The sequence below is a fragment of the Agromyces sp. NPDC055658 genome (assembly GCF_053618155.1).
The window spans coordinates 1-26,976 of the sequence record NZ_JBSHHD010000044.1; the positions used below are offsets into that span (position 1 = coordinate 1).

26 protein-coding genes, 1 tRNA gene and 1 pseudogene are annotated in these 26,976 nt (G+C 69.5%); 18 read left to right on the forward strand and 10 right to left on the reverse strand.

The window, feature by feature from the left end; translation table 11 throughout:
* Nucleotides 1–89: 89 nt before the first annotated feature.
* The 5 genes from ACWGPE_RS16710 to topA form a co-directional block, all read right to left on the reverse strand.
* Nucleotides 90–165: transfer RNA gene (locus tag ACWGPE_RS16710), tRNA-Thr, on the reverse strand.
* A 144-nt stretch (nt 166–309) separates the two neighbouring features.
* Nucleotides 310–1,893, reverse strand: coding sequence for an alpha/beta hydrolase (locus tag ACWGPE_RS16715; RefSeq protein ID WP_452049112.1), 1,584 nt, complete (start codon nt 1,891–1,893; stop codon nt 310–312).
* The gene (locus ACWGPE_RS16720; protein ID WP_452049113.1) at nt 1,890–3,119 is read right to left on the reverse strand and encodes a DNA polymerase III subunit delta'; all 1,230 of its coding nucleotides are present in this window, start codon (nt 3,117–3,119) and stop codon (nt 1,890–1,892) included. Before ACWGPE_RS16720 ends, ACWGPE_RS16715 begins: the two co-directional genes overlap by 4 nt.
* 35 nt (nt 3,120–3,154) lie before the next feature.
* Nucleotides 3,155–3,787, reverse strand: coding sequence for a dTMP kinase (tmk, locus tag ACWGPE_RS16725; RefSeq protein ID WP_231431700.1), 633 nt, complete (start codon nt 3,785–3,787; stop codon nt 3,155–3,157).
* The gene (gene topA / locus ACWGPE_RS16730; RefSeq protein WP_452049114.1) at nt 3,784–6,558 is read right to left on the reverse strand and encodes a type I DNA topoisomerase; all 2,775 of its coding nucleotides are present in this window, start codon (nt 6,556–6,558) and stop codon (nt 3,784–3,786) included. The genes tmk and topA overlap by 4 nt, the downstream gene beginning before the upstream one ends.
* A 206-nt stretch (nt 6,559–6,764) precedes the next feature.
* Between topA and ACWGPE_RS16735 the strand changes: the two genes are divergently transcribed.
* The gene (locus ACWGPE_RS16735) at nt 6,765–7,001 is read left to right on the forward strand and encodes a hypothetical protein (RefSeq protein ID WP_231431702.1); all 237 of its coding nucleotides are present in this window, start codon (nt 6,765–6,767) and stop codon (nt 6,999–7,001) included.
* Between the two features lie 9 nt (nt 7,002–7,010).
* Here ACWGPE_RS16735 and ACWGPE_RS16740 read toward each other — a convergent pair whose 3' ends face one another.
* From ACWGPE_RS16740 to ACWGPE_RS16750, 3 genes and pseudogenes are all read right to left on the reverse strand, one after another.
* Nucleotides 7,011–7,424, reverse strand: coding sequence for an Rv3654c family TadE-like protein (locus tag ACWGPE_RS16740; protein WP_275506518.1), 414 nt, complete (start codon nt 7,422–7,424; stop codon nt 7,011–7,013).
* Entirely contained in the window at nt 7,421–7,729 is a 309-nt protein-coding gene (locus ACWGPE_RS16745) for a TadE family type IV pilus minor pilin (protein WP_231431704.1), read from the reverse strand. Before ACWGPE_RS16745 ends, ACWGPE_RS16740 begins: the two co-directional genes overlap by 4 nt.
* 16 nt (nt 7,730–7,745) lie before the next feature.
* Nucleotides 7,746–7,850, reverse strand: a pseudogene (locus ACWGPE_RS16750) (DUF4244 domain-containing protein); the annotation flags it as partial.
* 147 nt (nt 7,851–7,997) lie between these two features.
* Between ACWGPE_RS16750 and ACWGPE_RS16755 the strand changes: the two are divergent.
* The 16 genes from ACWGPE_RS16755 to ACWGPE_RS16830 all read left to right on the forward strand — a co-directional run bounded on the left by ACWGPE_RS16755 (nt 7,998) and on the right by ACWGPE_RS16830 (nt 22,323).
* Entirely contained in the window at nt 7,998–8,705 is a 708-nt protein-coding gene (locus ACWGPE_RS16755) for a hypothetical protein (protein WP_452049115.1), read from the forward strand.
* Nucleotides 8,706–8,707: 2 nt separating this feature from the next.
* Nucleotides 8,708–9,298: a hypothetical protein gene (locus tag ACWGPE_RS16760; RefSeq protein ID WP_452049116.1), complete on the forward strand. Its 591-nt coding sequence runs from the start codon at nt 8,708–8,710 to the stop codon at nt 9,296–9,298.
* Nucleotides 9,299–9,506: 208 nt separating this feature from the next.
* Complete coding sequence (locus ACWGPE_RS16765) at nt 9,507–10,442, forward strand: hypothetical protein (protein WP_452049117.1); 936 nt, start codon at nt 9,507–9,509, stop codon at nt 10,440–10,442.
* 509 nt (nt 10,443–10,951) lie between these two features.
* Entirely contained in the window at nt 10,952–11,167 is a 216-nt protein-coding gene (locus ACWGPE_RS16770; protein WP_452049118.1) for a hypothetical protein, read from the forward strand.
* Nucleotides 11,167–12,156 carry a bifunctional DNA primase/polymerase gene (locus ACWGPE_RS16775; RefSeq protein WP_452049119.1) on the forward strand — a complete coding sequence of 330 codons (990 nt, stop codon included), beginning with the start codon at nt 11,167–11,169 and terminating at the stop codon, nt 12,154–12,156. Before ACWGPE_RS16770 ends, ACWGPE_RS16775 begins: the two co-directional genes overlap by 1 nt.
* Before the next feature lie 44 nt (nt 12,157–12,200).
* Nucleotides 12,201–13,985: a hypothetical protein gene (locus ACWGPE_RS16780; protein WP_452049120.1), complete on the forward strand. Its 1,785-nt coding sequence runs from the start codon at nt 12,201–12,203 to the stop codon at nt 13,983–13,985.
* Nucleotides 13,986–14,340: 355 nt separating this feature from the next.
* The gene (locus ACWGPE_RS16785; RefSeq protein WP_452049121.1) at nt 14,341–14,631 is read left to right on the forward strand and encodes a hypothetical protein; all 291 of its coding nucleotides are present in this window, start codon (nt 14,341–14,343) and stop codon (nt 14,629–14,631) included.
* 13 nt (nt 14,632–14,644) lie between these two features.
* A complete protein-coding gene (locus tag ACWGPE_RS16790; RefSeq protein ID WP_452049122.1) occupies nt 14,645–15,016 on the forward strand; it encodes a hypothetical protein in 372 nt (123 codons plus the stop codon).
* Nucleotides 15,017–15,102: 86 nt separating this feature from the next.
* Entirely contained in the window at nt 15,103–15,483 is a 381-nt protein-coding gene (locus ACWGPE_RS16795) for a hypothetical protein (RefSeq protein WP_452049123.1), read from the forward strand.
* A gap of 56 nt (nt 15,484–15,539) precedes the next feature.
* The gene (locus ACWGPE_RS16800) at nt 15,540–16,019 is read left to right on the forward strand and encodes a hypothetical protein (RefSeq protein ID WP_452049124.1); all 480 of its coding nucleotides are present in this window, start codon (nt 15,540–15,542) and stop codon (nt 16,017–16,019) included.
* A complete protein-coding gene (locus tag ACWGPE_RS16805; protein WP_452049125.1) occupies nt 16,016–16,357 on the forward strand; it encodes a hypothetical protein in 342 nt (113 codons plus the stop codon). Before ACWGPE_RS16800 ends, ACWGPE_RS16805 begins: the two co-directional genes overlap by 4 nt.
* Nucleotides 16,358–16,534: 177 nt before the next feature.
* The gene (locus ACWGPE_RS16810) at nt 16,535–18,400 is read left to right on the forward strand and encodes a tape measure protein (RefSeq protein ID WP_452049126.1); all 1,866 of its coding nucleotides are present in this window, start codon (nt 16,535–16,537) and stop codon (nt 18,398–18,400) included.
* 4 nt (nt 18,401–18,404) lie between these two features.
* On the forward strand, nt 18,405–18,602 hold the full coding sequence (locus ACWGPE_RS16815; protein WP_452049127.1) for a hypothetical protein: 198 nt from the start codon (nt 18,405–18,407) through the stop codon (nt 18,600–18,602).
* Between the two features lie 988 nt (nt 18,603–19,590).
* Nucleotides 19,591–19,878, forward strand: coding sequence for a hypothetical protein (locus ACWGPE_RS16820; RefSeq protein ID WP_452049128.1), 288 nt, complete (start codon nt 19,591–19,593; stop codon nt 19,876–19,878).
* 160 nt (nt 19,879–20,038) lie between these two features.
* On the forward strand, nt 20,039–20,305 hold the full coding sequence (locus tag ACWGPE_RS16825; protein WP_452049129.1) for a hypothetical protein: 267 nt from the start codon (nt 20,039–20,041) through the stop codon (nt 20,303–20,305).
* Complete coding sequence (locus ACWGPE_RS16830; protein WP_452049130.1) at nt 20,302–22,323, forward strand: recombinase family protein; 2,022 nt, start codon at nt 20,302–20,304, stop codon at nt 22,321–22,323. Before ACWGPE_RS16825 ends, ACWGPE_RS16830 begins: the two co-directional genes overlap by 4 nt.
* Here ACWGPE_RS16830 and ACWGPE_RS16835 read toward each other — a convergent pair.
* Both ACWGPE_RS16835 and ACWGPE_RS16840 read right to left on the reverse strand, forming a co-directional pair.
* The gene (locus tag ACWGPE_RS16835) at nt 22,295–23,314 is read right to left on the reverse strand and encodes a type II secretion system F family protein (protein WP_452049131.1); all 1,020 of its coding nucleotides are present in this window, start codon (nt 23,312–23,314) and stop codon (nt 22,295–22,297) included. The two genes, ACWGPE_RS16830 and ACWGPE_RS16835, sit on opposite strands and share 29 nt — an antisense overlap.
* Complete coding sequence (locus ACWGPE_RS16840) at nt 23,311–24,510, reverse strand: TadA family conjugal transfer-associated ATPase (RefSeq protein ID WP_452049132.1); 1,200 nt, start codon at nt 24,508–24,510, stop codon at nt 23,311–23,313. The genes ACWGPE_RS16835 and ACWGPE_RS16840 overlap by 4 nt, the downstream gene beginning before the upstream one ends.
* 473 nt (nt 24,511–24,983) lie before the next feature.
* Here ACWGPE_RS16840 and acs point away from each other — a divergent pair, with 473 nt between their 5' ends.
* Nucleotides 24,984–26,939: an acetate--CoA ligase gene (acs, locus tag ACWGPE_RS16845; protein ID WP_275506516.1), complete on the forward strand. Its 1,956-nt coding sequence runs from the start codon at nt 24,984–24,986 to the stop codon at nt 26,937–26,939.
* The last annotated feature ends 37 nt before the right edge of the window (nt 26,940–26,976 follow it).

The window sequence follows — 26,976 nt, forward strand, 5'->3', positions numbered from 1 at the left end:
GTCTGCGAGGCGTGCGCGCCGACCTCGGCGTCCGCGCTCGCGCACACCCCGCGAAACGCCGAAGGCCCCGGCGAACCGGGGCCTTCGAATGGAGCCGCCTGTGGGAATCGAACCCACGACCTTCTCATTACGAGTGAGACGCTCTGCCGACTGAGCTAAGGCGGCGTGACCCGCGTCGCGCGAAGCGCACCGCGTGGCACGAGAGACAATACTAGCGGATGCTCCGGGGTGCGAATGACCACGCTCGGCGTTCGGCGACGCGTATGCCTCGGGCCGGGCGACGGCGCGTTCGCCGACGCGTCGAACCGCTCAGCACTTCGGATCGCTCGAGGGCACGGTGCCGTCGATGAAGTACGACTCGACCGCGTCGTCGACGCAGGCGTTCGACTTGTTGTAGGCCGTGTGCCCTTCGCCGTCGTAACTGACGAGCACGCCGGAGTCGAGCTGGTCGGCGAGCGACACGGCCCACTCGTACGGCGTCGCCGGGTCGCCGGTCGTGCCGACGACCAAGATGGGATCGGCGCCCTCGGCGTGCAGTTCGGCGGGTTCTCGCTTCGCCTCGTGCGGCCAGTTTCCGCAGGACAGGTCGCCGAAGCCCATGTACGGTCCGAAGGTCGGCGCCGCGTCGGCGATCTCGGCCGCCCGCTCGCGCATCACCGCGACATCGGACTGCGACGGGTAGTCGAGGCAGTTGATCGAACGGAACGCCTCGGTCGAGTTGTCGAGGTAGGTGCCGTCGGGGTTGCGCCCGTTGTACGCATCGGCATAGGCGAGCGCAGGGTCGCCGTCGCCGAACATCGTCGCGTCGAACAGGTCGTCGAGGTACCCCCACATGTCGGGGCTGTAGAGCGGGTAGATGATCGCGGTGACGAGCGTGTCGGCGCCCACCATGCGACCGTCGCTGCCCCGCAACGGACTGGCGTCGACCGAGGCGACGAGGCGCCCGACCTGATCGCGGGCCTCGTCGAGGGTGCCGTCGAACGGGCAGCCGTCGCGTACGAGGCAGTCCTCGAGGTAGGCGTCGAACGCGCCCTCGAACCCGACCGCCTGCGCCTTCGACACCTCGTAGTCGCTCGACGACGGGTCGAGTGCCCCGTCGAGCACGAGCCGGCCGACCTTCTCGGGGTACAGGTCGGCATAGGTCGCCCCGAGGAACGTGCCGTACGAGTACCCGAGGTAGTTGAGCTTCTCGTCGCCGAGCACCGCCCGCAGCAGGTCGAGGTCGCGCGCCGCGCTCACCGTGTCGACGTTCGCGAGCAGGTCGCCGGTGTTCTCGGCGCAGGCTTCGCCGAAGTCGGCGTTCGCGTCGCCCACCGCGGCGATCCACTCGTCGCTGCCCCGCTCGGCCGGCTGCACGCCGTAGAGGTACTCGTCCATCTGGGCGGGCTCGTAGCACGTCACCGGGGTCGACCGCCCGACTCCGCGCGGGTCGAACCCGACGACGTCGAAGCGCTCCTGGAGCGGCTGCCCGACGGCGTAGTCGAGCGAGTCGTGCACGAAGTCGTAACCGGAGCCGCCCGGCCCGCCGGGGTTCACGAGCAGCGAGCCCAGCCGGTCGCCGCTCGCGACCTGCCGCACGAGGGCGAGGTCGATCTCGCCCGCCGACGGGTCGCTCCAGTCGAGCGGCGCCTTCGCGGTCGCGCAGCCGAGCCCGTCGCCGCAGCGCTCCCACTCGAGCACCTGCGTGTAGAACGGCTCGAGCTCGGCCGGGACGTGCTCTCCGGTCGGCGTCGAGACGGGCTGCGGCCGCTCGAGGAGCGAGGGCATGCACCCCGTCAGCGCCAGCACCGCGACGAGGGCGGCGGCGATGGCCGCGCCACGCCGGCCACGAGGCATCCGCATGTTCGGGAACCGGGCGCCGCGGCCCGACGTGCTGATGGTCGTGTCGGTCATGCGGCCCTTCGGGTCTCTGGGGTGCGCACGGCCGAGACCAGCATGGCCTCGAGCGCGAGCGCGGGCTGGACGTTGCCCTCGATGCGGGTACGCGCGGTCTGGATCGCGTCGAGCGTGGCGAGCGTGCCCGCTGGCGACGCCTGTTCGGCGGCGTGCTCGAGCCTCGGCAGGAGTTCGCGGTTGACGAGCTCGACGTCGGCGCCGAGCTGGATCAGCAGGATGTCGCGGTAGAGCGAGGAGAGATCGACGAGGATGCGGTCGATGCCGTCGCGCAGGCTGCGGGTCGCCCGACGCTTCTGGTCGTCTTCGAGGGCCTTCAACTGCGGACGGAGCGCGGGCGGCACGGCCTGCCCCGGCGCGATGCCGAGCGAGTGCAGCGCGTGCTCGCGCTCTTCGGCGTCGCGCAGCTCGGTGATCGCCTTCGCGTCGTCGCCGGCGATCTCGAGGAACCGCGCGGCGGTCATCACCGCGCCGGCCGTCGACCGCACGTCGAGCGCGAGCTCGAGGGTCTCGGAGCGCCGGGCGCGCGCATCGTGGTCGGTCGCGAGGCGGTGCGCCATGCCGATGTGGCTCTGCGCCTCGCGAGCAGCGCGCTCGGCGAGCTCGGCGTCGACGCCGTCGCGACGCACGAGCAGGGCCGCGACGTCGGCGACGCTGGGCACCTGCAGCCGCACGGAGCGCACGCGCGACCGGATCGTCGGGATGAGGTCGGCCTCGCTCGGCGCGCACAGGATCCATACCGTGCGCTCCGGCGGCTCCTCGAGCTCTTTCAGCAGGAAGTTCGACGTGTGCTCGGTCATGCGGTCGGCGTCTTCGACGATGATGACGCGGTGCCGCCCGATCGACGGCGCGTAGTGCGAACGCTTGACGATGTCGCGCACGTCGTCGCGCTTGATGATGACGCCCTCGGTCGCGAGCACGTGCAGGTCGGGATGGCTGCGCGCGTCGACCTGGATCCGCGTCGCCTCGTCGCCGTCGGGCGCACCCGAGATGAGCGCCGTCGCGAAGGCGTAGGCGAGGTTCGACCGGCCGGAGCCCGGGGGGCCCGTGATGAGCCACGAGTGGGTCATCTGCTGCGACGCGCCTGCCGTCGGGGCCGTCGCCGCATCGTCGTCGACGCCGCGCGTCGGGGCGGATGCCTCGGGTCGGGCGCCGGCGGCCTCCGCGGCCGCTCGGAACACGGCGATCGCCGCGTCCTGGCCGGTCAGCTCGCTCCACACGCTCATGGGATCCACGCTACCTTCCGCCGCCGACGGCGGACTCAGCGGGCACTCAGCAGCGCGGCGACCCGTTCGCGGACGGCCTCCGCGATCACGTCGACCGGCTTCGACGCGTCGACGACGAGGAAGCGCGCGGGGTCGGCCTCGGCGAGCGCGAGGTAGGCGGCGCGCACCCGATCGTGGAACTCGGATGCCTCGGCTTCGAGCCGGTCGTACCGCGTGCGCGCCTCGTCGAGGCGACCGCGCGCGGCCGTCGCGTCGAGGTCGAGCAGGATCGTGAGGTCGGGCATGAGCCCCTCGGTCGCCCATTCCGAGATGCCCCGAACGGCTTCGGGGTCGAGCACCCGGCCCGCGCCCTGGTAGGCGACGGACGAGTCGATGTACCGATCCTGGATGACGACCTCGCCGCGCTCGAGCGCGGGCCGCACGACGGTGGCGATGTGATGGGCGCGGTCGGCGGCGTAGAGCAGCGCCTCGGCCCGAGGCGCGATGTCGCCGCGGTGGTGCAGCACGATCTCGCGGACCTCGACGCCGACCGCGGTGCCACCGGGCTCTCGCGTGCGCACGACGGTGCGCCCGTCGTGCGCGAGCCACTCGCGCAGCAGCTCGGCCTGCGTCGTCTTGCCCGAGCCGTCGCCCCCCTCGAGGGTGATGAACAGGCCGGGCGCGCTCACTTCTTGGACGCCGTCTTCTTCGCCGCGGGCTTCTTCGCGGGTGCCTTCTTGCGTTGTGCCGCCGGGCCCTTGTCGCGCTTGATCTGCAGCAGCTCGACCGCACGTTCGAAGGTGATGTCCTCGACCGACTCGGCGCGCGGGATCGTCGCGTTCGTCGTGCCGTCGGTCACGTACGGGCCGAACCGACCGTCCTTCACCTTGATCGGCTTCCCGCTCACGGGGTCGTTGTCGAACTCCTTGAGGGCGCTGGAGGCGCGTCGGGCGCCGTACTTCGGCTGTGCGAAGAGTTCGAGCGCACCGGCGAGGTCGATGTCGAAGATCGCGTCCTCGCTCGGCAGCGTGCGGGTGTCGGCGTCCTTCTTGAGGTAAGGGCCGTACCGGCCGTTCTGCGCGGTGATCTCGACGCCCGACTCGGGATCGAGGCCGACCACGCGGGGCAGGTCGAGCAGCTTCAACGCGGTCTCGAGGTCGATCTCCTCGATGTGCATGCTCTTGAACAGTGACGCCGTCCGCGGCTTGGGAGCCGCCGCCTTCTTCGGGGCGCGCTTGGCCTTCGGCGCTTCGACGACCTCGCCCGTCGCGGGATCGACGGTCGCCTCGGCCGCCTCGGCGACCGGCTCGGGCTCGAGCTCGGTGACGTACGGCCCGAAGCGGCCGTCCTTCACGACGACCTGCTTGCCGTTGTCTGGGTTCGCACCGAGCACGCGGTCGCTCTGCACGGGCGCCTCGATGAGTTCGCGCGCCTTCGCCTCGGTCAGTTCGTCGGGGGCGAGCCCCTCGGGCAGGTTCACACGGCGGGGCGTGGCGTCGGCGGCCGCATCGGCGTCGACCGCCTCGAGGTACGGGCCGTACTTGCCGATGCGCAGCGTGATGTCGGGCGCGATCACGACGGAGTTGATCTCGCGGGCGTCGATGTCGCCGAGGTTGTCGACGACCTGTCGCAGTCCGCGGTGCTTGTCGGATCCGAAGTAGAAGCTCGACAGCCAGTCGACGCGATCGGCTTCGCCCGCGGCGATGTGGTCGAGGTCGTCCTCCATCTCGGCGGTGAAGTCGTACTCGACCAGGTCGCCGAAGTGTTCCTCGAGCAGTCGCACGACCGAGAACGCGATCCAGCTCGGCACCAGCGCCTGACCGCGCTGCGTGACGTACCCGCGATCGAGGATGGTCGAGATGATCGAGGCGAACGTCGAGGGGCGGCCGATGCCGAGCTCCTCGAGGCGCTTGACGAGGCTCGCCTCGGTGTAGCGCGGCGGCGGGCTCGTCTCGTGCCCCTTGGCCTCGAGCTCGTCGAGCGACAGTTCCTGGCCCTCGGCGAGCTGCGGCAGCTTGGCATCGCCTGAGGCGTCGTCGCGATTGCGCTCTTCGTCGCGACCCTCTTCGTAGGCGGCGAGGAAGCCGCGGAAGGTGATGACGGTGCCGCTCGCGGTGAACTCGGCGATGGTGCCGCCGATCTTCGTCGTGGTCGCTGCCGGCGACGTCGCCGAGGCGGCCGTCGGCCCGACCTCGATCGTGACGGTCGCCGTCTGTCCCTTGGCGTCGGCCATCTGGGAGGCGACCGTGCGCTTCCAGATGAGGTCGTAGAGGTCGAACTCCCGCCCGCGCAGCGCGCCCTGGAGCGACGCCGGCGTGCGGAACACCTCGCCCGAGGGGCGGATCGCCTCGTGGGCCTCCTGCGCGTTCTTCGACTTGCCGGCGTAGACACGCGGCTTGTCGGGCACCGAGTCGGCGCCGTAGAGCGCGGTCGCCTGCGTCCGCGCGGCCGAGATCGCCTGCTGCGAGAGCGAGTTCGAGTCGGTGCGCATATAGGTGATGTAGCCGTTCTCGTACAGCGACTGCGCCACCCGCATCGTGTCCTTCGCCGAGAGCCGGAGCTTTCGCGCGGCCTCCTGCTGGAGGGTCGAGGTCGTGAAGGGAGCGGCGGGCCGGCGCGAGTACGGCTTCGTCTCGAGCTTCGAGACGCGACGGGCGACGGCGTCGTCGCGAAGGGCGGAGGCGAGCGCCTGAGCGGTCGGCTCGTCGATGACGACGGCCTTGGACGTGAGCCTTCCGGCGTCGTCGAAGTCGCGACCGGTGGCGATGCGCTCGCCGCCGACACGGACGAGCTTCGCCTCGAACGCGCTGCCGGGGGCATCCGTGGCGAACGTGCCGACGAGGTCCCAGTAGCCCGCGGCGACGAAGGCGAGCCGTTCGCGCTCGCGGTCGACGACGAGGCGGGTCGCGGCCGACTGCACGCGGCCGGCCGAGAGGCCGGGACCGACCTTGCGCCAGAGCACGGGCGACACCTCGTAGCCGTACAGGCGGTCGAGGATGCGCCGGGTCTCCTGCGCATCGACGAGCGCGGTGTCGAGCTCTCGGGTGTTGTCCTTCGCCTTCTGGATCGCGTCCTTCGTGATCTCGTGGAAGACCATTCGGCGCACCGGCACCTTGGGCTTGAGCTCCTGCAGCAGGTGCCACGCGATGGCCTCGCCCTCGCGGTCCTCATCGGTGGCGAGCAGGAGTTCGTCGGCGCCCTTGAGCGCGCGCTTGAGTTCGGCGACCGTCTTCTTCTTGGAGTCGGAGACGACGTAGTACGGCTCGAAGCCGTTGTCGACGTCGACCGAGAACTTGCCGAGCGGGCCCTTCTTGAGCTCGGCGGGCAGGTTCTTCGGCTCGATCAGGTCACGGATGTGGCCGACCGACGACAGCACCTCGTATCCCTCGCCCAGGTATTGGGCGATGGACTTCATCTTGGTCGGCGACTCAACGATGACCAGTTTCTTCGCGCCTGACACCAGACTCCTCTTTGTTCCACTTGAGACGAGAACGCACTTCGAATGCCGCGCCCCCGAGCGGTGTGCCGTGATCGGCGGTACGCTCCGCCGACAGCCACACGATACACATTCCCACCGGGAGTACGCCCACTCCACCGCGTCGAAACCTCTCGCGCCCACTCGCCGCGCCCTCTTGCGGTTCGCACCCGGCGGAGGAGAATGGCCGCATGGACACGTCATCTCACGGCTCGTACACGGCCAAGCTGATCGACGGACCGCTCGAGGGCAAGACCGTCGCGACGGGCTTCCTCGACACGGGCGACCCCAAGCCGCGGCTCGAGCTCAACGCCGACGCCGGCAAGCGCTACATCTACTCGCGCGCGGCCGGGCTCGAGTTCGAGACCCCGGGCGACGATCGCCCCTCGGCGGTCGACTACCGGTTCATCGAGACCGTCTTCGACTGAGCCCCGGAGTCAGCCCACCCACCCCGGCGGGCCGGCCCGCGCCCTCGCCGAGATGACGAGGCCGAGGACGCTCGCGTTCACCGAGACCTCCGCCACCGGCCCGTCGAGTGCGCAGGCGGTGAGGCTCGCACCGTTGCGGGCGGCGAGTTCGGCCGCGAGTTCGCAGGGCACGCCTGCGACGATCCCGGCCGATGCGTCGGCTGCGGCCAGCGCCGCGGCGTCTGCGGCGTTCGCTGCGCGCTGCGATGTGATGAACGCACCGAGGAGGGGCACGACGAGCGACGCCACGAGCACGATCGCGCCGACGAGACCGACAGCGACGACCGTCGCCGCACCCCGGTCATCGCGTGAGCGGTCGGCGACGTCGTCGCCGGTGTCGGTGCCGGTGTCGGTTTCGCGGACGCGATCTCCGTCGCACCTCACAGTCCACCGCCCAGCGCGCACGAGCGGGCTTCGAGCCGCACGGCGGCGAGCAGTCCCGCGCCCGAGCTGCTGAGCAGGGCGCAGACGATGTCGCCGTCGTGCGACACCTCGATCGCCACGTCGCCCGCGACATGCGAGGCGATCGTGCGCGCCCGCCCTGCGTCTTCGCCGCGACCGAGCGCGCGGGCCGCGTCGGCCGCCGCGTCGGTGAGCCGCACCTGCTGCGCCGCGAGCTGCACCGCTCCGAGGCATGCCGCGAGCACCAGCGCGATCGCCGGCAGCGCGACGGCGAACTCCGCCGTCACGCTGCCGCGCTCGCGATCAGCCGACCGTGAGCGCATTCCGCACGAGATCGGTGAGGATGCCGCGCACCTCGTCACCGCGCAGGATGACGACGAGGAGCCCGGCGAAGCCGACGGCGGCCATGGGCCGACTATGCCGAGTTTCCCGGCATTGCCCGCATTCGCCTTCGAGGTTCAGGAGATCCGCGAAGCCGCCTAACAGACTCCCCGCCGGGGCGTCCGGCGGGGCCCACCAAGGGCCGCGAGGCCCACCAAGGGAATGAGGAAACAGATGGTTATCAACAAGCAGGCGCTCGTCGCGGCAATCACGAAGTTCCGCGCCGACACCGCCACGGCGGTCAAGTTCGCGGACCGCGACTTCACCCACAACGCGATCACGAGGAAGCGCCACGAGGGGGTCATGGCCGCGCGCGGCGAACTGCTCAAGGCGATGCCCGCCGAGCCGACCGCCCCGGGCGTCACCCCGGCGTCGGTCGTCGCGGGGCTGACCCCGAAGACGGCGGACGCTGTGGCGGTGCAGGCGCGCGAGCTCGGGATCGTCCAGCAGTTGCTCGGCTCGGGCCGCGTGCTCGAAGAGGTCGTCCGGGGTGCGAGTCCCGAGCGCCTCGCCGCCATCGCCGCGAACGCCGAGGTGCTGCCCGACGCGATCGGCTCGGACAACCCCGCGTCGGTGGTCGAGGGCATCCACGGGCGCGTGTTCGAGGCGCTGGTCGAGGCGGGCCACCCCGAGGCCACCATCGCCGCCGAGGCCCAGCGCGCGTACGACGAGCAGGCCGCGTGGCGTCAGGTGATCAAGGACACCATCGAGGGCAACGAGTTCGGCGGCGGGCTCACCGCGCTGCACGGGGCGGACGCCGAGGGGTTCAAGCTCCTTCAGGCTGCGAACACCGACCCGGTGCGGGACGCCGACACGGGTGAGCGGGTGCGTCAGCTCGACCGCACCTTCGGCATCGGCATCGCGAAGGCTGAGGCGGCCTGATCGTGGCGGCAAGCGAGCGCACGGCGGGGGCTTCGGCCCCCGCCCGGGCGCGGAACCCGAACCGCACACCGCCCGAAGTCGAGGCGCGGATCGTCGAACTGGCGCGGTCGGGCAAATCCCGGCGGGAAGTCCGGGAGGCGACCGGTGTCGGTCAGCAAGCGATCACTCGGATCGTCCGTGAAGCCGGGGTCGAGTGGGCACGGGCGGGCTCGGGTTCGAGCGGCACGCCTGAGGCTGCGGCGAAGGCGCGGGGCTACCGGTCGGAGTACCAGTCGACTCGACGGGAGGAGACCGCGACCAAACTGCTGGAGCAGATGGCGAAGACGGCGGACCTTCTGGCGGGTGACATGCCCCCTCGGGATCGGCAGTCGCTCTCACAGTCGCTGGACGCTCTGACTCGGGCTTACGCGAACATCACGAAGAACGACGTGACACTCTCCGAGCAGGAGCAGATGCGCAAGTCAATGTCGATGCTGGAACTGCTGATGGTTCAGGTTCGGGCTCGGGGTGACGACCCCGACCTGCGTGTGGAGGTGCAGGCCGACGGTACGAAGGTCACTCACTTCGCCAGTGGTGGATCGATCGAAGAGTAGGCGTCCTGCTCGGACGGCGAACGCCCCCGGTGCCTTCGAGATGTCGGGGGCTTCGTCATGCTCTGAGCTCCTCGCGCCTCTTCCGCGACCTCTCGCGCCGCAGACCCCCACAAATACCGGCGACGCCCTACGAGGTCGAGGAAAACCCCACGGAAGGCCGCGCCGTGGCGCTCCGTGGCTTGTCGGTACCGACTGCCATGCTGGAGCCGTGCCTGAGAAGACATCCCCGACCCTCGCAGAATGGGCGGCAACCCTTCCGACCGTGTTGGTCGGCGGCGACAACTTCACGACGTGGCCAGACTTGAAGTGGGCACGCGCCTGCTCCCACATCGCGCTGTTCGAGGCCCGGCTGCGAGAGTGGCACGCCAGCGCCCCAATGTCAGTCGAGGGTGTGCTGCGCGAGGACCGCCAAGGCATGGACCTCGTGGCGCATGTACCCAAGGGCATCCCGACGCACGAGTGGGCGCTCGACCTCGGTGACGCCATCCACAACATGCGGTGCGCGTTCGACGCCGTGGCCTGGGGCATGGCGCACTTTGAGGGCGCGAAGCCCACGAAGCCCAAGCGAGTGAAATTCCCGATCTTCGACGAAGAAAGCAAATGGGACGAAGCGGTTCGGGACTGGATCGGTGAGCTACGGCCCGAATTCCAAGCGCGCCTACGGCTGATGCAGCCGTTCAACTACACCACTAGCTCCGGTCCGCCGTTCGGGTTGTCGCTACTGCATGACCTCGATATCCGCGACAAGCACAAGGACACGCTCGACGTATCGGCGAACTTGAACGAACTACTCACGACCGGTGGATTGTTCGAGTTTGAAGACCCGGATGCCAAAGCGTTCCTGCGCCTAGAAATGCACAAGGACGTGGGATTCACCGATGGTGCGGTCGTCGCCGCGCTGTACACCGGGGCAACAGTCAGCAGGGTCGAGAAAGCGCTGTTCCGTCCGACCCTGCGTGTCGTGTTGACTCACGACTCCGTGAGCTACGACGCGCTCTGGGCGCTCCACCACCTCCGCCAAGAGACCCGGCGGTACCTCGACATCCTGCTCGGTGGTCTCGCTCGCCCGGACGATGCCGACGAGGATGAAGTGCTTTCGACGGACGTCGATTCGTCGACTCCTTCTGCACCCGCTGATTCCTAGTCGGGCCAGCGCACGACCCCTGCGTGCTCGGCCCGGACACGGTGGAGGCTCGCCGCCCGGGGAGCAGGCACCCGGACGGCGAGCCCCCATGACCAGCCCCAACGCGAAAAATTTCACCATCTCGGAGCAGCCAGAAACTGACGACACGTCGGCTCAGGCACGGCGAAACCCCCCGGATAGGCGTGTCCGGGGGGTTTCAGGGCCATTGCTCACCCGGCCCCATCCAACCAGACCGAGCGTTCTCGCGGAATGTGGGGGACTCGCTTTGTAGGCCCTCCACACTGCCCGGACGGGACCTCGTTTGTAGGCCCTCACAGTGACTCAACGGCAACCCCACGCTTCAATTGCGTGACAAGCCCTGCTCATGCTGGAATGGGTCCAGAAGGCGCTCAGCGCCACAAACGAGAGAACGAGCAGAGTCCGAAACCCCGTAGGCGCGGGGCGAGGCGACGAGTTCAACCAGCACTCCGACGCAAGCTGGCAGTCGCCCCTCCTAGAGGGACTCACCATTGCTCTCCAACAACCCGACGTCCGACGTCTCCGTCGACTTCACACCCGCCCCCGCCGACGACGCCGATCTCGCGTGGCTTCTCCGTACACTGTTCGCCGAGCCCGCCCCCGAAGAAGCAACCCCACCGCAGTGCGGCTTCGACGCCGCCTGCGAACGCGTCATCCGACACCTCGACTGGTTCGCCGCCGATGCCCACGCCCGGGAGGTGGCCTAGTGCCGCGCCTCGACGGGAAGCCCAGCGCAGGCGACAGCATCCACTCGCCGCGCCAGTACCTCACCCCCGAAGACGCCGAGGCCGGACTCGAACAGGCCCGCCGTCTCATCCGGCTCGGGTGCGCCGTCTTCGTCGCCCGCCCGGCCCGTGACCGTCGTAGCCTCCACTGGGACGCTTCGTGGGGTCACGGCGGCTCGGGGTACTGGCTGCCCGAGGACTGGGAATCCACCCCGGTAAGCCTCGGCACTCTCGACCGTTACCAGTACGGCGACGCCCTCGGCCTCGTCACCGGCCACGCCCTCGACGTGCTCGACGTGGACCCCCGCAACGGCGGCGACAAGGACCTCGCCGAACTCGTGCAGCTCGGGCTGGTGCCGACCGCCTACGCGAAGGCCGCGACCCCCTCAGGCGGCGTCCACCTGTTCACCGCGCCACACGGCGTCCGCAAGACCAAGCGCGGCGGGCTCGACCTCCAAGCTGGAGACCCCAAGGGACAGGGGCGCGGATTCGTCTGGATCGCGCCGACCGTCCGCCGGTCGAAGGTCTCAGGGCAGGTGCAGGCGTACCGCTGGGTCGAACCGCTCACGCAACAGCGAGTCGGACCACCGGACGACACCGCAACCGCCCTCGTCGAGTGGTTCCACGCCGTCGAGCCGACCACCTCGACCGCCGACGAGCACCACTGGTCGGGCGACTCCGACGCGTGGCTCGCCGCCCACACGACCGGCAAGACGCTCACCCCGGCGGTGACTCGGGCGGTGCAGCCGTTCATCGACGGCGAGCCGTTCGACGGGCACCACCGGATGCTCAAGTTTCAAATCCACCTCGTGCGGCTCGCCGCCGAGGGACACAACGGCGTCCCCGAGGCGCTGACCTTCGCCAGACAGGTCTGGCTCGATACCCCTCACACCTCCGAAGAAGACCCGGCCCAGGAATGGGACACCGCCCTTGACCGGGCGATCACGAAATACGGAGGCACCAACGAATGAGTCCAAGAATCCCTGAATACCTCGGGGGCGAGCCGACCGGCGGGGTGACCTCCTTCGACCGTGCGGAAGCCGCCGCCGCGCTCAACACGGCAAAGGGAGACGCAACGACCGGCTACCTCGTGAGCGAGGGCGGCGTCCTTCGGGTCGAGTGCGTGAAGGCGAGCAAGTCCAGCGTCGAGTCATTCACCCTGCCTTGGGCGGACTTCGACTTGGAGCCGCTCGGGCGGGTGGTCGAGACCGGTGGGATCGTCAAGGCGTACCTCGCGCTCCTGCACACGACCGACGCGGTGCACTCGGTCGTCTTCACACCCGAACTTCTGTCGGACGAGCGCAAACTCCGTCCGTTCCTCGCCCGCTACGGGGCATCGTGGACCGACCCCGCGATGGTCTCAGCGCGCATGGCTCCCGGCGTCCGGCTCCTGCGTTTCCTCAAGGCACACTCGAAGGGCACCGCCCGAGTGGCTGACCACCTCGGGTGGGATGAGGCGTCTCAGGCGTTCATCACGTTCTCCGGCGTGATTCGGGCGGACGGCCCGCACGACTCGTGGGTAGACGGAATCAACGTCGTCGCCGACCCGCACCTGCTCGAACTCGGCGCAGACTTCGCGTACGGCTTCGAAGCCGACGCGGCGACTGCTCGGGCCGTGCTCCGCGAAGTGCTCACATGGCACGACGAGGAGACCATGGCGGTCTTCGGGGCTTGGTGGGCGGCGTGCTTCCTCAAGCCGCAGACCATGCGCCGGTCGTCGCTCTTCCCGTTCATGGCGCTCGAAGCGCACTCGGGGTCCGCCAAGACCACGGGCGCGTTCGGTGACCTGCTCAAACTGGCGGGGTCCAACATCGGTCACGAGCTGAGCACCACGGCGTCATTCCGAGACAAGGTGTCGGTGAACCGCTCGGGGATCATCTGGAACGACGACGCCAACGACCTCGCCTCGCTGGACGAAATCCTCCGGGGCGCGACAATGGGCGTCACCGCGAACAAGAAGCGGAACGACAACACGACCACCGCCCGAATCCCTCTGGTCGCCCCGATCCTGCTGTCGGGTGAGGGTCTGGGGATTCAGGGGCAGAAGGCGCTCACGGATCGGGCGATCCTGCTGACCCCGCCGCCGGTCACGGAACGCCGGTCACTGCGCGACCCGAGCCGAAAGCAGTGGGAGGACGTTACCGCCTTCCGCGATGAGCACGGCAACTTCACCCAGTACGCGGGCTGGCTCGTGCAGTTCGCGCTCCAGCACGCAGACGCGTACCTCGCGAAGCTCGCCGAGGCACAGCGACAGTTCTCGGGTCGCTACGGCGACAATCTCGCGGTCGTGACGGCGGGGGCGTGGCTCTTGGACGAAATGGCAGGTACCGGAACGTGGGCGAAGGACCTCGTGGCCCCGTGGTGCCGTGAACGTGCCGAGGCTTACCTCCCCGGTGAGAACAGCCTCACCGAGAGGGTGATCCCGTGGGCGCTCGAACAGTTCGGGCTGCCGCTGTGGGTCCGAGGCCAGAAGGCCCCGACCGTTCGCTCCTACGGGCAGGAAGTGGCCCCCGGCGTGATGCTCACCCGCACTGACCCCGGCACGCTCACCGAGGCCACCACCCTCTGGGTCAACACGTCGCGGCTCGCGCACCTCTGGGGCGAACACCACAAGTCAGCGCAGGAGCGCACGGAAACGGCGCGCGCACTGCAAGGGCAGGTCACCGGAGTGACGGGACCGAGGGAGGAGTGGGCCAAGGCGAAGTTCGCAGACGGACAGAAGGAGTACCGCCCGCTCCTGCCCGCCTACGGGCGTCGGGTTCTCGAAGGCTTCGAGGGGGTGGGCGGCGATGACGAATAGAGAGAGCCCCGCTCTCTACCCCCTCTCTACCCCCTCGCCGGCCGTGACAGACGGTCAAGGGCTCGAGGCGAAGGACCGCAGTAGAGAGCAGATAGAGAGCCCAATAGAGAGCCCAATAGAGAGACCCCCTCTCTACCCCTCAGAGGCCCGGAAGGACGCGGAGAGAAACCCCCGTAGAGAGCTCCTCCCGAACACACCCCCCAACGCGCACGAAGAGCACCACGAGAAGCCCTCGTTTCCCGCTCCGGGGGTGGGTTCTCCGGACAGGCTCTCTACCCCCCCACACAACCAAACCCAACCCAACCCACTTTCCCGAACTCTCGCGCGCGAACGACTCGACCACAAGGAGCACGAAGTGAGCACGACCAACCAGATTCCGGAGGGCCTGCCGGACTGGCTCGCCCCGCACGTCGACGAGGTGGCGGTTTGGGAACCGATCAGCGGCCCAGGCCGTGCCAAGTGCTGGGTGACGCAGTGTGATCGCGACGCCGCTCAGCTCGGTCTGTGCTCGACCCACCATCAGGCCGCGAAGCGGCGGTGGAGTCCGCGTCCCTCGGACGCCACACGTGGCCGTCGCAAAAAGCCGGGGGTCGTACCGGCGGGCGACTCGGAAACCAGCACCACGCCCAACACCAAGAACGCCTGAGGAGGCAATCAAAATGAAGAGCAGCAAGCAGCGAAACCGGATCTACACGGCGCAGGTGCGCTACAAGGCCGCACTGGCGCAGGCACAGGCAGTCCCGTCGATGTACACGCGGCGTGAACTCAAGCGCGCCGACCGGGCCCTGAGGCTCGCCACGCTGCCCACGTGGAAGCGCGTTGTGCCGTCCGTGGTCATGGGCGGGGTGCTGGTCGCCGTGGTCGTCTCGTGCAGCGCGAACGCCGCCGCTGACCGTGCCGAGATCGAGCGGTGCATCGCGGCGCACGAGCAGGCGCTGGCGGAGGCGGGCTCGGATCGGGCGGTGACGCCGGGTGAGGTCGCCGCGTGTAACGACCCGGAGCGACGCGCGTTCATCCTCGGCGACCGCTGATGCCGCGTCGGGCTCGGGCTCGTCCGCCGCCGCGCGGCCCTGCCCTCGACAGCAACAACACCAACACCAACAGGAGAACTACCAACATGACCATCATCAACCCGACCCCGACCGTCAAGATCGCGAACCCGCCCCGCGTCGAGGGGACGCAGGATAGCGACCAACTGCGTCGCCTCGGCTACCTCGCCGGGGATGTCGCACGGCGGTTCCACACGACCGGCTCCGAACAGCACGCGACGCTCGGTTACGTCTACCGGGGTGACAACTTCGACGCCGCGAAGGATGCCGACTCTGCGGCATATCTCGTCGCCAGCTTGCTCGCGTGCCTCGCTCACGAACTCGCGGACGGCGAGCTCTCATCGTCCTGCCTCGACGGAACCGAATCGAAGCAGTTCCGCAAGGGCTACAAGGCCGCACTCGATCAGGTCGCTACCGAACTCTTTCAGGCGGCGGACATCCGGCTCTGACCCAACCCCGCCGGGGGTCGGCAACGGCCCCCGGCATCAACACCAAGGAGAACGACATGACCAACGTGACGCCAATCGGCTGGGATCTCGCGCTCGGGCGGCACAAGCTCTACGGCGTAGGGCTCGGGCTGGCACTCGACATCGCACCAGACTTCACCGTCACCTTCTATGCGATCACCGCCGAGGAGGAGACCACGGACTCCGGCGGCTCGTGGGGCATGTGGATGGGCGGCGACGGTCGCGGCACCGCACGCCCCGGCATCGTGCTGGCGACCGGTCAGGATGACCCCACGCCGATGACCAATGCCCGGGGCGAGCAGGTCGCGGAGTGGTGCGAAATGGCGAGCGCGATCGGTTCGCGGATGCTGCCGCGCGTGCTCGCCGCGTGGGGCGACCCGGAGGCGACGGCGCGGCTCGATGCCGAGGTCGCGGGGCTCGAAGCGTCGGCGGAGTTCCGGCAGGCGACCGCACAGGTCGTGGCGATCCTCCGGGACGCCGTGGGGGCTTCTCTCGTGGGCTCGGAGGCGTGCTCGTGAACGCCGACGACCTCGCTCCGGTCCCAGTGGATGAGCACGCGCCGCCGCTTCCCGAGGGCCAGGAATGGGTGACGCCTCGGGATCGGCCCGACGACCGGCTCGTCGTGTTCACCGTGCCGGACGATGCACCGCCGCTCGTGCGCGAGGGGCTCGTTCGGCGACGGGTGCAGGCGGTCGAGGGCGTGTGCCCGTGCGGCGGTCGCATGATCTGGCCCGACGAGGCACCGGCAGTCGGCACGCTCGGCAGGGTGGTGGCTCAGCACTTGGGCGACTGTCCGGCGGGCGACGCGGTGATGATCCCGGCGCTGGAGGCGTGGCGGCGCGAGCGCGGCGACTGAGAGCGGATACCCCTACCGCCGGTTTCTCAGTCGTGTGTTGGTTCCCCTCGGAAACGTGACCCACGGTCACCTTTCGACGTGTCGCATTGTGCGGCGAATTTCGGGGTGGTTGAGTCGCCCGCGACTCACCCGGACGGGACCCAGAACCCGCATCAACAGACAGAACGGAGGCCGTGAATGGCACTCGACCTCGGCACTCTCGTAGCGAAGGTTCGCGTCGACGACGGGGACTTCGACCAGAAGACCTCCGGCTGGTCCGCCAAGGGCGCGGGTATCGCGTCCGCCTTCGGCAACGTCGCGGCGGACGCAATCGGGCAGGCCGCGTCAGCGCTCGGCGACTTCGTGGGCGACGCCATGGAAGCATCCGATGCCACCGACAAGTTCAAGACCTCCCTGCAATTCGCGGGCCTCGACAACGGCACCATCGAACGGCTCACCGCCAGCACCAAGGCATACGCCGACGAAACCGTCTACTCGCTCACCGACATCATGGGGATCACCTCAAACCTCGCCGGGGCGGGCGTCAAAGACTACGACAAGCTCGCCGAAGCCCTCGGCAACTTCAACTCCGTCGCAGGCGGCTCGCAGGAGACCTACGGACGGCTCGGGTCCGTCCTCACCCAGACGGCGGGCGCGGGCAAGCTCACCACCGAGAACTGGAACCAGATCACCGACGCCGTGGGCGGCTCGTCGGCCAAGCTGCAAGAGGCCCTGCTTCAGGCGGGCGCTTACACGGGCGATTTCCGCACCGCGATGGAGAAGGGCGAAATCACGGCGGAGGAGTTCAACGCCGCCCTGATGACCCTCGGCACGGACCCGGTGGCAGTCGAGGCGGCGCGAAGCACCGAGACCTTCGAAGGGGCGGCGGGGAACCTCGCCGCGACCCTCACGGGCGTACTTACCGGGGCGCTGGACCTGATCAAGGGGCCCCTTACGAGCTTCCAGTCGGGCCTCGCGTGGTTCATCGGCAACTCGGGGCTGTTCATCCCGATCATCGCCGGTATCGGGGTGGCGCTGCTCACCGTGTTCGCCCCGGCGATCTGGGCCGCAGTCGCGGCAACCGCCGCATGGACGGTCGCCCTTCTCGCCAACCCCATGACCTGGATCGTGCTCGGTATCGTCGCGCTCGTCGCGGCGATCGTGTGGCTCATTCAGAACTGGGACGTCGCCGTCGCGTGGATCTCCGAGGTCTGGGGCGGGTTCATGGACTGGATCGTCTCGGTGATCGACGGGTTCGTCGCGTGGTGGAACGGAATCTGGGAAGCAGTCGGAGCGTGGATTCAGGAAGTCTGGGATGGCTTCATCGGCTGGATCACCGACCAGTTCAACCTGTTCATGCTCGGCCTTCGCGTGATCGGCGACATGATCGCGACATGGTGGAACGGACTGTGGTCCGGAATCGGCGAGTGGATCAAGTCGGTCTGGGAAGGGTTCGTCGGCTGGATCACTGATCTGGCGACTGGCTGGGTCTCCTTCCTGATGGGCGCGTTCAACGCCTACGTGTCGTTCTGGGTCGGCCTGTGGGAGGGCGTGCAGGACACCGTGGTCAACGTCTGGGAGGGGATCGTCTCGTTCTTCGAGGGTATCCCCGACACGATCCTCGGGTTCTTCCAAGGGGCGGGTCAGTGGTTGTACGACGTCGGCTCCGACATCATCCAAGGACTGATCGACGGCATCAACTCGATGATCGGTGCGGTCGGCGACGCTGTGGGTGGCGTGCTCGACTGGGCGGCTGGGTTCTTCCCGCACTCCCCGGCGAAGCGTGGACCGCTCTCCGGCTCCGGCTGGTACGCCATCGGCGAGGCGGGCGAAGCCGTCGCGGCAGCGTTCGCCGCCGGGCTGGCGGATGACGCGGCGGTGAACGCCGAACTGGAGGCGATGCTGAACGTCCCGATGACCGGCGGTCTCCGCTCGGGCTGGGGCTCGGATGGTCCGGTCACGAGCGTCACAAAGAGTGTCACGTACGTGGCGGCGGAGAACCAGTCGTTGTCGAGCGAGGAGGCGCTGTTCGCGGCCCTCGGTTCGCCCCGAGTGAAGGACTAGGACAATGCAGCACAGCAACCTCCTGAACCTGACCGGTCGCAAGGTGCGTCGCTACCGGATGTGCGCGGTCGCGGTGTGCAAGCGCCCCGCCGGTCCTGACGACCTGTGTGACTCGCACCGCGAGCAGCTGGCCGAACTGGCAGCAAGGCCCAAGACGCGGTGGACACCGGACGATCTGCGATACCCGGATCGGCACGCCTGATGCCCGCGGCCAAACCCCAGCCCTTCCGGTTCGCCACGCCTACGCGCATGCAAAACCCATGCATAGCGGGTCTGCACGACATGGACGATCTGACCAACGTCTATGTCGCGCCGGGTTCCAGTGGATGGCGGCAGTGTCGTGCGTGTCGTCGGCAGCGGGCGCGTGACCGGAGGCGGTACCTCCGGCTCACTGACCCGGTGTTCCGGGAGAGAGAGCGGCAGAATCTGCGGATGCTCAGAGAGCGCTACGGGAAGAGGAAGGCGGACTAATGAGCGCCGGGGTGTTTCCCGCGGGGATGGCAGCACGACTGCCGGTTTCTCCGCTCGTGGCCTCTCCGGCGACCCGGGACGGCCTGCCCCTCCTTCGGGCCGTCCCGGGCGCTGCGAGGTCGAAGACGGCCCTACGGAAGGCCGGAGCGACGGCAGAGGAGCTGCACGACGACCTGCACCACGCGATCTTCCTCGCGAAGGAGCGCGGCGAGAATGTGCCGTGTCTCGGGCCGGAGCGGGACGCGTGGGTCTCGGATGTCCGCGCTGATCGCGAGCTCGCCGCCGAGAGGTGCCTCGGGTGTCCGGCTCTGGTCATGTGCGGTGAGTACGCCAACTTCACGCGCGCCGAGGGCGGTGTGTGGGGCGGCAAGCCGCGCGGGTTCAACCAGTTTGACGCCCCCGCGCCGCCGTTCCCGACAGCGGCACAGTGCTCTTGCGGGTGTGGCGGCTGGACGAAGGGTGGCCGCTACCTCCCGGGGCACGATTCTCGGCACCTCGCCCGTCTGCTCCGGTACGTCCGAGCGGGGGCAATGCGTCGGAGTCGAGCCCTGGATTCGTTGGCCGGGTCGCCCGGACTTCAGGCCAAGCTCGCCGCCCGCCTCTAGCAGGAAATACCTGATCAGAGCACTAAACAGGGATTGTGCACGTGGCATACGCCATGTTTGGATTTTCTTAGAGTTCGAACAAAGATTCGAATCAATACCGACAGGAGATACCCCATGAACACGAAGGCCACCGCCGCCAGCAAGCCCCAGACCGGTAGCACCGCCGAATGCCTCTGTGGCTGCGGCGGCACCGTATCGACCAAGGCGAACTACAAGCCCGGACACGACGCCCGCCACGCCGGAACCGTCGCCCGAGCCATCGTCGAGAACCCGAAGCAAGCCAAGGCGCTGCTGGCGACCCTCCCGAGCGACGCCCTCCGAGCGAAGGCTGAGCGCGCCGTCGCCCGGGCTACCGCCCCGAAGCCCGAGCCGAAGGCCGCGACCGAGGAGGAGGCCGCGTGACCATGACCGCGACCGACACCAAAACCTGCACGCGCTGCGGGCGGACCCTCCCGGTGTCCGCCTTCGGGCGTGTGCGGGCGGACCGCGACTGGCTCAAGCCGAAGTGCCGGGAGTGCGCCGCTGAGGCCGAACGCAAGCGCCGAGCCAACAGGAGCAACCGATGACCAACCGCACCGTGACCCCCGACGAGTGGATCGTCGGTCAGCTCGCGCTCGCCGCACGGCAGATGCCCGCCAACGCGAGCGACTCCGAGGTCGTGATCGAGACCATCGACACCCTGCGGACCCTCCGCGAGCACGTGGGGGACGCAGCCCTCCGTGAAGGGCTCGACCTCGACACCCCGGTCGGGCCCGACACCGCCGCCCGGTTCCTCCGCGACGCCTCCCCGGCCCTGACTCGGACCCTCATCAAGGCGGTGCCGCAATGAGCGCGCCACGCAAGCCCGCGACGACCACCCGGGCGGTCTACTACCTGCGAGTCAGCACCACCGGTCAGGTCGAAGACGGCACGTCGCTGGACACCCAGAAGGCATGGTGCCTCGCGGAGATCGAACGGCGCGGCTGGGAGTGCGTCGGTGAGTTCATCGAGCGGGGCCGGTCTGGAGCCGACGCCACCCGCCCCGAGTGGGTACGCCTGCTCAATGCCGCCCGAGACCGGCAGTTCGACGCGGTGTTCGTGTTCGACATCGACCGATTCACCCGCGATGTGGTGCTCGGGCTCCAGGCGACTCGCGACCTGCGCGACGTTGGGATCGCTCTCCACGACGCAAAGAACCCCGCCGTGAATGCTGCCTCGGAGAGCGAAGAGTTCCTGACCGGCATTCGGATGATGGTCGCGGCGGATGAGCGCCGGAAGACCCGCGACCGAACCGTGAGGGGTCAGCGCGAGCGCGGACATCAGGGCCACTGGCCCGGTGGCACCCCGCCTTACGGCTGGCGGCTCGAAGGCCGGAAGCCCGCCCGCGCAGTCCGCGACGAGGCCGAGCACGAGACCTTCACCTTGATGGTCGATCTGCTCGTGCGCAAGCGCTGGAACCCCGGCAAGATCGCCGACCACCTCAACGCCTTGGGCACGCCGACGCGGAGCACCATCCGCGACCGCAAGCGGGCGGAGCGCCTCGGGGAGCCCGAACCCGCCGCGACGCCGTGGAGCCGCGAGGTGATCCGGATGATGCTCGGGAACGAGGTGCACTGGACCGGCAAGGTGACGTTCGGTGCGCCCAACCAGTCCGGCAAGTACGCCCGCTCGCACAAGACCAAACTCGACTGGGAGGGCAAGCCGGTCTACGGCGAACCTATCGAGCTGACCCTGCCTGAACCACCGCTGACCAAGGCCCAGTATCAGGCAGTCCGGCGCGCACTGGCGCGCCGGGAACAGTCGAGCCCCGCTGCGGCGCGGTCGCAGATGCTCACGATGCGGATTGTCGGCGCGTGCGGCATGCCCTACTACGGGGTTTCGCTGAAAGACAAGCCGTTCGACACCTACCGGTGTACCGGGAACCGCCACGGGCGTGGCAAGTGCGGCTGCAAGCAGGTGCAAGTGCAAGACCTCGACGAACGCGTCTGGTCGGTCGTTTCCGAGTTCCTATCCGACCCCGCGAGGCTGGAGGCGGCGGCTCGGGCGTGGCTCGAACTGCCAGACGAGTCGGACGAAGGCGGCGCAGAGATCGTCGCCGGGATCGACAAACGCATCAAGGAACTGGAGCGGGGGCAGGCGAACGCGGCACGCGAACTCCTGCTGTCAGACACTCCGGACCTGCTCAGGGCAGCACTGGCCGACATCGGGCGCGAGCTTGCCACCCTCCGAGAGCGGCGGGCGGCTTACGACGCGTTCCGCGCGCAGGCGACCGCCAAGGCCCAGCAGATCAGCGATTTGGCCGCGCTCGCGGACCGAGCACGGCACAACCTCGCACACATGTCGCCGGAGACCCGGCGCGAGGTCTGCGAGGTGCTCGGGATCCGAGTCCAGATGACCGGTGGCGTGGTGTCGGGCAAGGACCGAGTGGCCCGCCCCGAGGGGCTCGTCGTGACTGGCTCCATCGACCCGCGACTGTCGTTCGGTGAGGGTGGGAGCGCGGCAGGCGGCGGGTCCGGCCCGAGCAACTGGGGGTCGGGTGGTGGTGCCGCTGGCGGTTCCTCCGGACAGAACCCCAAGAACCGCCCCGCCGCGAGTAACTCCGGAAAGTCGGCCCATCGTGGCGACGGCGTACTCGGCGGTCGCCGCACCGCGCTCGCCCGCGATGCGGCGGACGAATCGCCGGACCGACGCCCGGTGCCGGGCGTCGGATCCGGCGGTCGTCGAACCGTCGGCGCTCGCGTCGACGACGTCGATCGCCTCGGTGGATCGGTTCTGCATGTCGGTGTTCCCTTCGATTGCGCCGGTTGCCCGGCGGATGAGCGGCACGAGGCAGGGGCCGTCACATCGCACCGCCGAGGGTGCCGGTGACGACGGAGATCATGAGCGGCGCGACCCCGAGCAGGACGAACGCGGGCAGCACGCAGAGCCCGAGCGGCAGCATGAGGCGCACCCCGAGTGCCGCCGCTCTCGACTCGCCCTCGGTGCGGGCCGCGCGGCGCACCCGGAACGCCTCGGCACGCAGCAGTTCGGCGACGGGCGCTCCGGCCCGTGCCGCGAGCTCGACGACCCCATCGACCGCGTTGTCGCCGCCACCGAGCGACAGGTGACGTCGCATCGCGCGACGTGCGAGGTCGCGCGATCGGTCGACCGAGGCACCGCTCGACATCGCGATCGCCAGCAGTTCGAGCTCGAGACCGGCATCGGCGCGCGAGACCGAGGCCGATCGCGCGAGGCGGCGGTTCCACCGCGCCCCCGCCCAGAGGAAGAGGACGCCGAGTGCGAGGCACGCGAGGCCGAGCGGGTTGCCGACCAGCACGCCCACGGTGTCGAACCCGAGCAATGAGCCGAAGCCGAGCGCGACCACCGGCAGCGCCGAGACGAGCCGGGCACTGGCCGCCGGTCCGGCGAGGGCGGTGCCGACGTCGCGTCGCAACTGCGCCTCGTCGCGGAGCACGAGGGCGAGCGACCTGAGGCTCGCGGCGAGCGGGGCACCCGCCTCGGCGGCCACCGACCATGCGGCCGCCAGCACCGCCCAGGTCGGTGCGGCGCCCGGCTGCTCCGCTCGTGCCCGCTCGATCGCCTCGACGACGTCGTCGCCCGCAGCAGCCGCCGCCGCGGCGGCCGCGAGAATGCACTCATCGGGCGACGGCTCGACCGGCTCGTCGACGTGAGCGTGCCGTTCTCGGCCGGCGCGACCCGGGGCGGGCTCCGCCCGTGGACCGATCGACACGTAGCGCCAGGCGTTGGCGGCGGGAACGCCGGCCGCGAGCAGCACGGCGAGGCGTTCGGTGACGCCGGCGATCGCATCGACCTCCGCACCCAGGTCGGCACGTCGCCGACGTCGCAGCCGGGCGCTCATTGCGCCTCGATTCCGAGCCGGTCGCCGTCGATCACGAACCGCCCCACTTGCGCGAGACGGCGCCGGCCGTCGATGCGCTCGAGGTGCAGCACGAGGTCGAAGGCGCTCGCGGTCTGGCGCGCGACGGCCTCGGCCGTGAGCCCCGCGGTCGCCCCCAGCGCCTCGAGCCGGGCGGGCACGTCGACGAGCGAGTTGGCGTGCAGCGTGCCCGCGCCGCCGTCGTGGCCGGTGTTCAGCGCGGCGAGCAGCTCCCGCAGCTCGGCGCCCCGGCACTCGCCGACCACGAGCCGGTCGGGCCGCATCCGCAGCGCTTCGCGAAGCAGCGAGTCGAGCCCGATGCGTCCCGTCCCCTCGAGGTTCGGCTGGCGGGCCTCCAGTGCGACCGCATGCGGGTGGGCGAGCTGCAGTTCGGCGACGTCCTCGATGACGACGATGCGCTCGCGCTCGGGCGCCTCGCTCAGCAGTGCCGCGAGCAACGTGGTCTTGCCGGTGCCGCCGGCCCCCGTGATCAGCAGGTTCTCTCGGCGGGCCACCGCGGTCGCGAGCCGTGCGCGCTGCGCCTCGTCGAGCATTCCGCCCGCCGCGAGGTCGTCGAGCGACCGCCCGGCAGCCCGCGGGATGCGCACCGAGACGAGGGTGCCCGCGGTCGAGACCGGGGGCAGCACGACGTGCACGCGGATGCCGCGGCCGAGCCGGACGTCGACCGCCGGCGTCGCCTCGTCGACGTGCCGGCCGCCGCGCGCGATCAGGCGCACGGCGAGCGCCCGCACCTCCGCTTCGTCGGCGGCCCAGGCGGGTTCACGATCGGCGCCCCCGCCGCGGTCGACCCACAGGCCTGCGGCGCCGTTGAGGAACAGATCGGTGACGGGGCCGTCGGCCGCGAACGGTTCGAGCGGGCCGAGCTCGGACAGGTCGATCGGATCGGCGTCCGTCGACCCGCCCGGCGGACCGTCGGGCGGTGTCGGCACGAACGGCCGGTGCTCGGCCGGCGTGGCGATCGACCCGCCGAGCGGGGTTCGGGGCGACGGGTGGTCGCCGGAGGCCTCGCCGACGACGGCCGCACCGAACCCGCCGGCGCCGTCGTACGTGCCGCTCGACCCGCGCGCATGTCGGCGCGCTCCGCCGTCGACGCGAACGGCCCCTGCCGTCGGGGCATGCGCACGCCACGACGGCGTCGCGACGAATGGGAGGCTCATGCGGCGAGCGTACGAAGCCGGGCCGACCGCGAGGCATCCCGTCGGCCGGATGTGGAGAGAGTCCTCCCCCACGACGCTGTGGAGGAGGACTCGCCGGGCTCCGCCGAACGCTGGCTCAGCAGGGGCGGTGCCTTAAAAGAAGGGGGCGGCACCCATTGGGGGGAACAGGTGCCGCCTCGGCAGCACAAGGATTGGGGGGAATCGCAGGTGCTGCAGGCCTCGAAACGAGTGTTCGGGCGGTACTCAGTGTACGGCCTCAGAAACAATGCGCAAGCATTTTTTGTCCTCATTTGTGCGGACACTCAGAAATCTCTGCGCAAAGGCACAGTAGCGCCTCCGAAAGCCGCGCGGAAGAGCAATCGCACGATGTGTTTCTGCACGCGCGCAACACGGTCTCGGGCGCGGGGTAGTGTGCTGGGTGGGGCAGGCGACCCAACCGATGAAACAGATCGCGAAGGAGCGACCGGAGAACCATGACCGTTCAGATCGATCACGCACTCGAGGAGATCAGGCGCTTCCGTCCGAGCCCCGAGTTCGCCGCCCAAGCCGTCGCCGACGACGGACTCTACGAAGCAGCGAAGGCCGACCGCGTCGGCTTCTGGGCCGACCAGGCCCGTGAGCTGCTCACCTGGGAGAAGCCGTTCACCCGCACCCTCGACTGGTCGAACCCGCCGTTCGCGAAGTGGTTCGACGACGGTGAGCTCAACGTCGCCGTCAACTGCCTCGACCGGCATGTCGAGGCCGGCCTCGGCGACCGCGTCGCCATCCACTTCGAGGGCGAGCCCGGTGACAGCCGCGACATCACCTACGCCGAGCTGACCGACGAGGTCAAGCGTGCGGCGAACGTGCTCGAGGGGCTCGGCGTCGGCGAGGGCGATCGGGTCGCCATCTACCTGCCGATGATCCCCGAGGCGGTCGTCTCGATGCTCGCGGTCGCGCGCATCGGCGCGATCCACTCGGTCGTGTTCGGCGGCTTCAGCTCCGACAGCCTCGCCTCCCGCATCGACGACGCCGAGGCCAAGCTCGTCATCACCGCCGACGGCGGGTACCGCAAGGGCCGGGTCTTCCCGCTGAAGCCCACGGTCGACGAGGCGATCTCGAAGTCCGCCGGCTCGGTCGAGAAGGTGCTCGTCGTGAAGCGCACGGGCAACGAGGTCGGCGTCGAGGCCGGCCGCGACGTGTGGTGGCACGACACGGTCGCCGGGGCCTCAGGCGAGCACGCTCCGAAGGCGTTCGGCGCCGAGCACCCGCTCTTCATCCTCTACACCTCGGGCACCACCGGAAAGCCGAAGGGCGTCGTGCACTCGAGCGGCGGTTATCTGACCCAGGCGGCGTTCACGCACAAGAACGTCTTCGACCTCCACCCCGAGACCGACGTCTACTGGTGCACCGCCGACGTGGGCTGGATCACCGGCCACTCGTACGTCGTGTACGGCCCGCTCGCCAATGCGGCGACGCAGGTGCTCTACGAGGGCACCCCCGACACGCCGCACCCCGGCCGCTGGTGGGAGATCGTCGAGAAGTACAAGGTCTCGATCCTGTACACGGCGCCAACCGCGATCCGCTCCTTCATGAAGCTCGGCCGGCAGATCCCGCACCAGTTCAACCTGCGGTCGCTCCGCCTGCTCGGCTCGGTGGGCGAGCCGATCAACCCCGAGGCCTGGATCTGGTACCGCCACGTCATCGGCGGCGGCTCGATCCCCGTGGTCGACACGTGGTGGCAGACCGAGACCGGCGCGATCATGATCTCGGCACTGCCCGGCATCACCGACCTGAAGCCCGGCTCCGCGCAGGTGCCCATTCCCGGCATCTCGATCGACATCCTGAGCGACGACGGCACCCCCGTCGAGGGCGAGGACGGCGGGCTCCTCGTCATCACCGAGCCGTGGCCGTCGATGCTGCGCGGCATCTGGGGCGACCCCGAGCGCTTCAAGGAGACCTACTGGGAGAAGTTCGGCGACAAGTACTTCGCCGGCGACGGCGCCCGGCGTGATGAGGACGGCGACATCTGGCTGCTCGGCCGCGTCGACGACGTCATGAACGTCTCTGGGCACCGACTCTCGACGGCCGAGATCGAGTCGTCGCTCGTCGCCCACCCGTGGACGGCCGAGGCGGCCGTCGTCGGCGCGACCGACGAGACGACGGGCCAGGCGGTCGTGGCGTTCGTCATCCTCAAGCAGAGCCAGGCCGAGGCCGCCCAGGCCGACACGGCCGCCGCCTCCGAGGAACTCCGCAAGCACGTCGCCACGCAGATCGGCGCCATCGCGCGCCCGCGTCAGGTGTTCATCGTGAACGAGCTGCCGAAGACGCGCTCGGGCAAGATCATGCGGCGCCTGCTGCGCGACCTCGCCGAGGGCCGCCAGATCGGCGACACGACGACGCTCGCCGACACGTCGATCATGCAGATCATCAGCGAGCAGGTGAAGTAGGCGCCTCGCGCAGACGACGGATGCCTCGGCGGGAAGC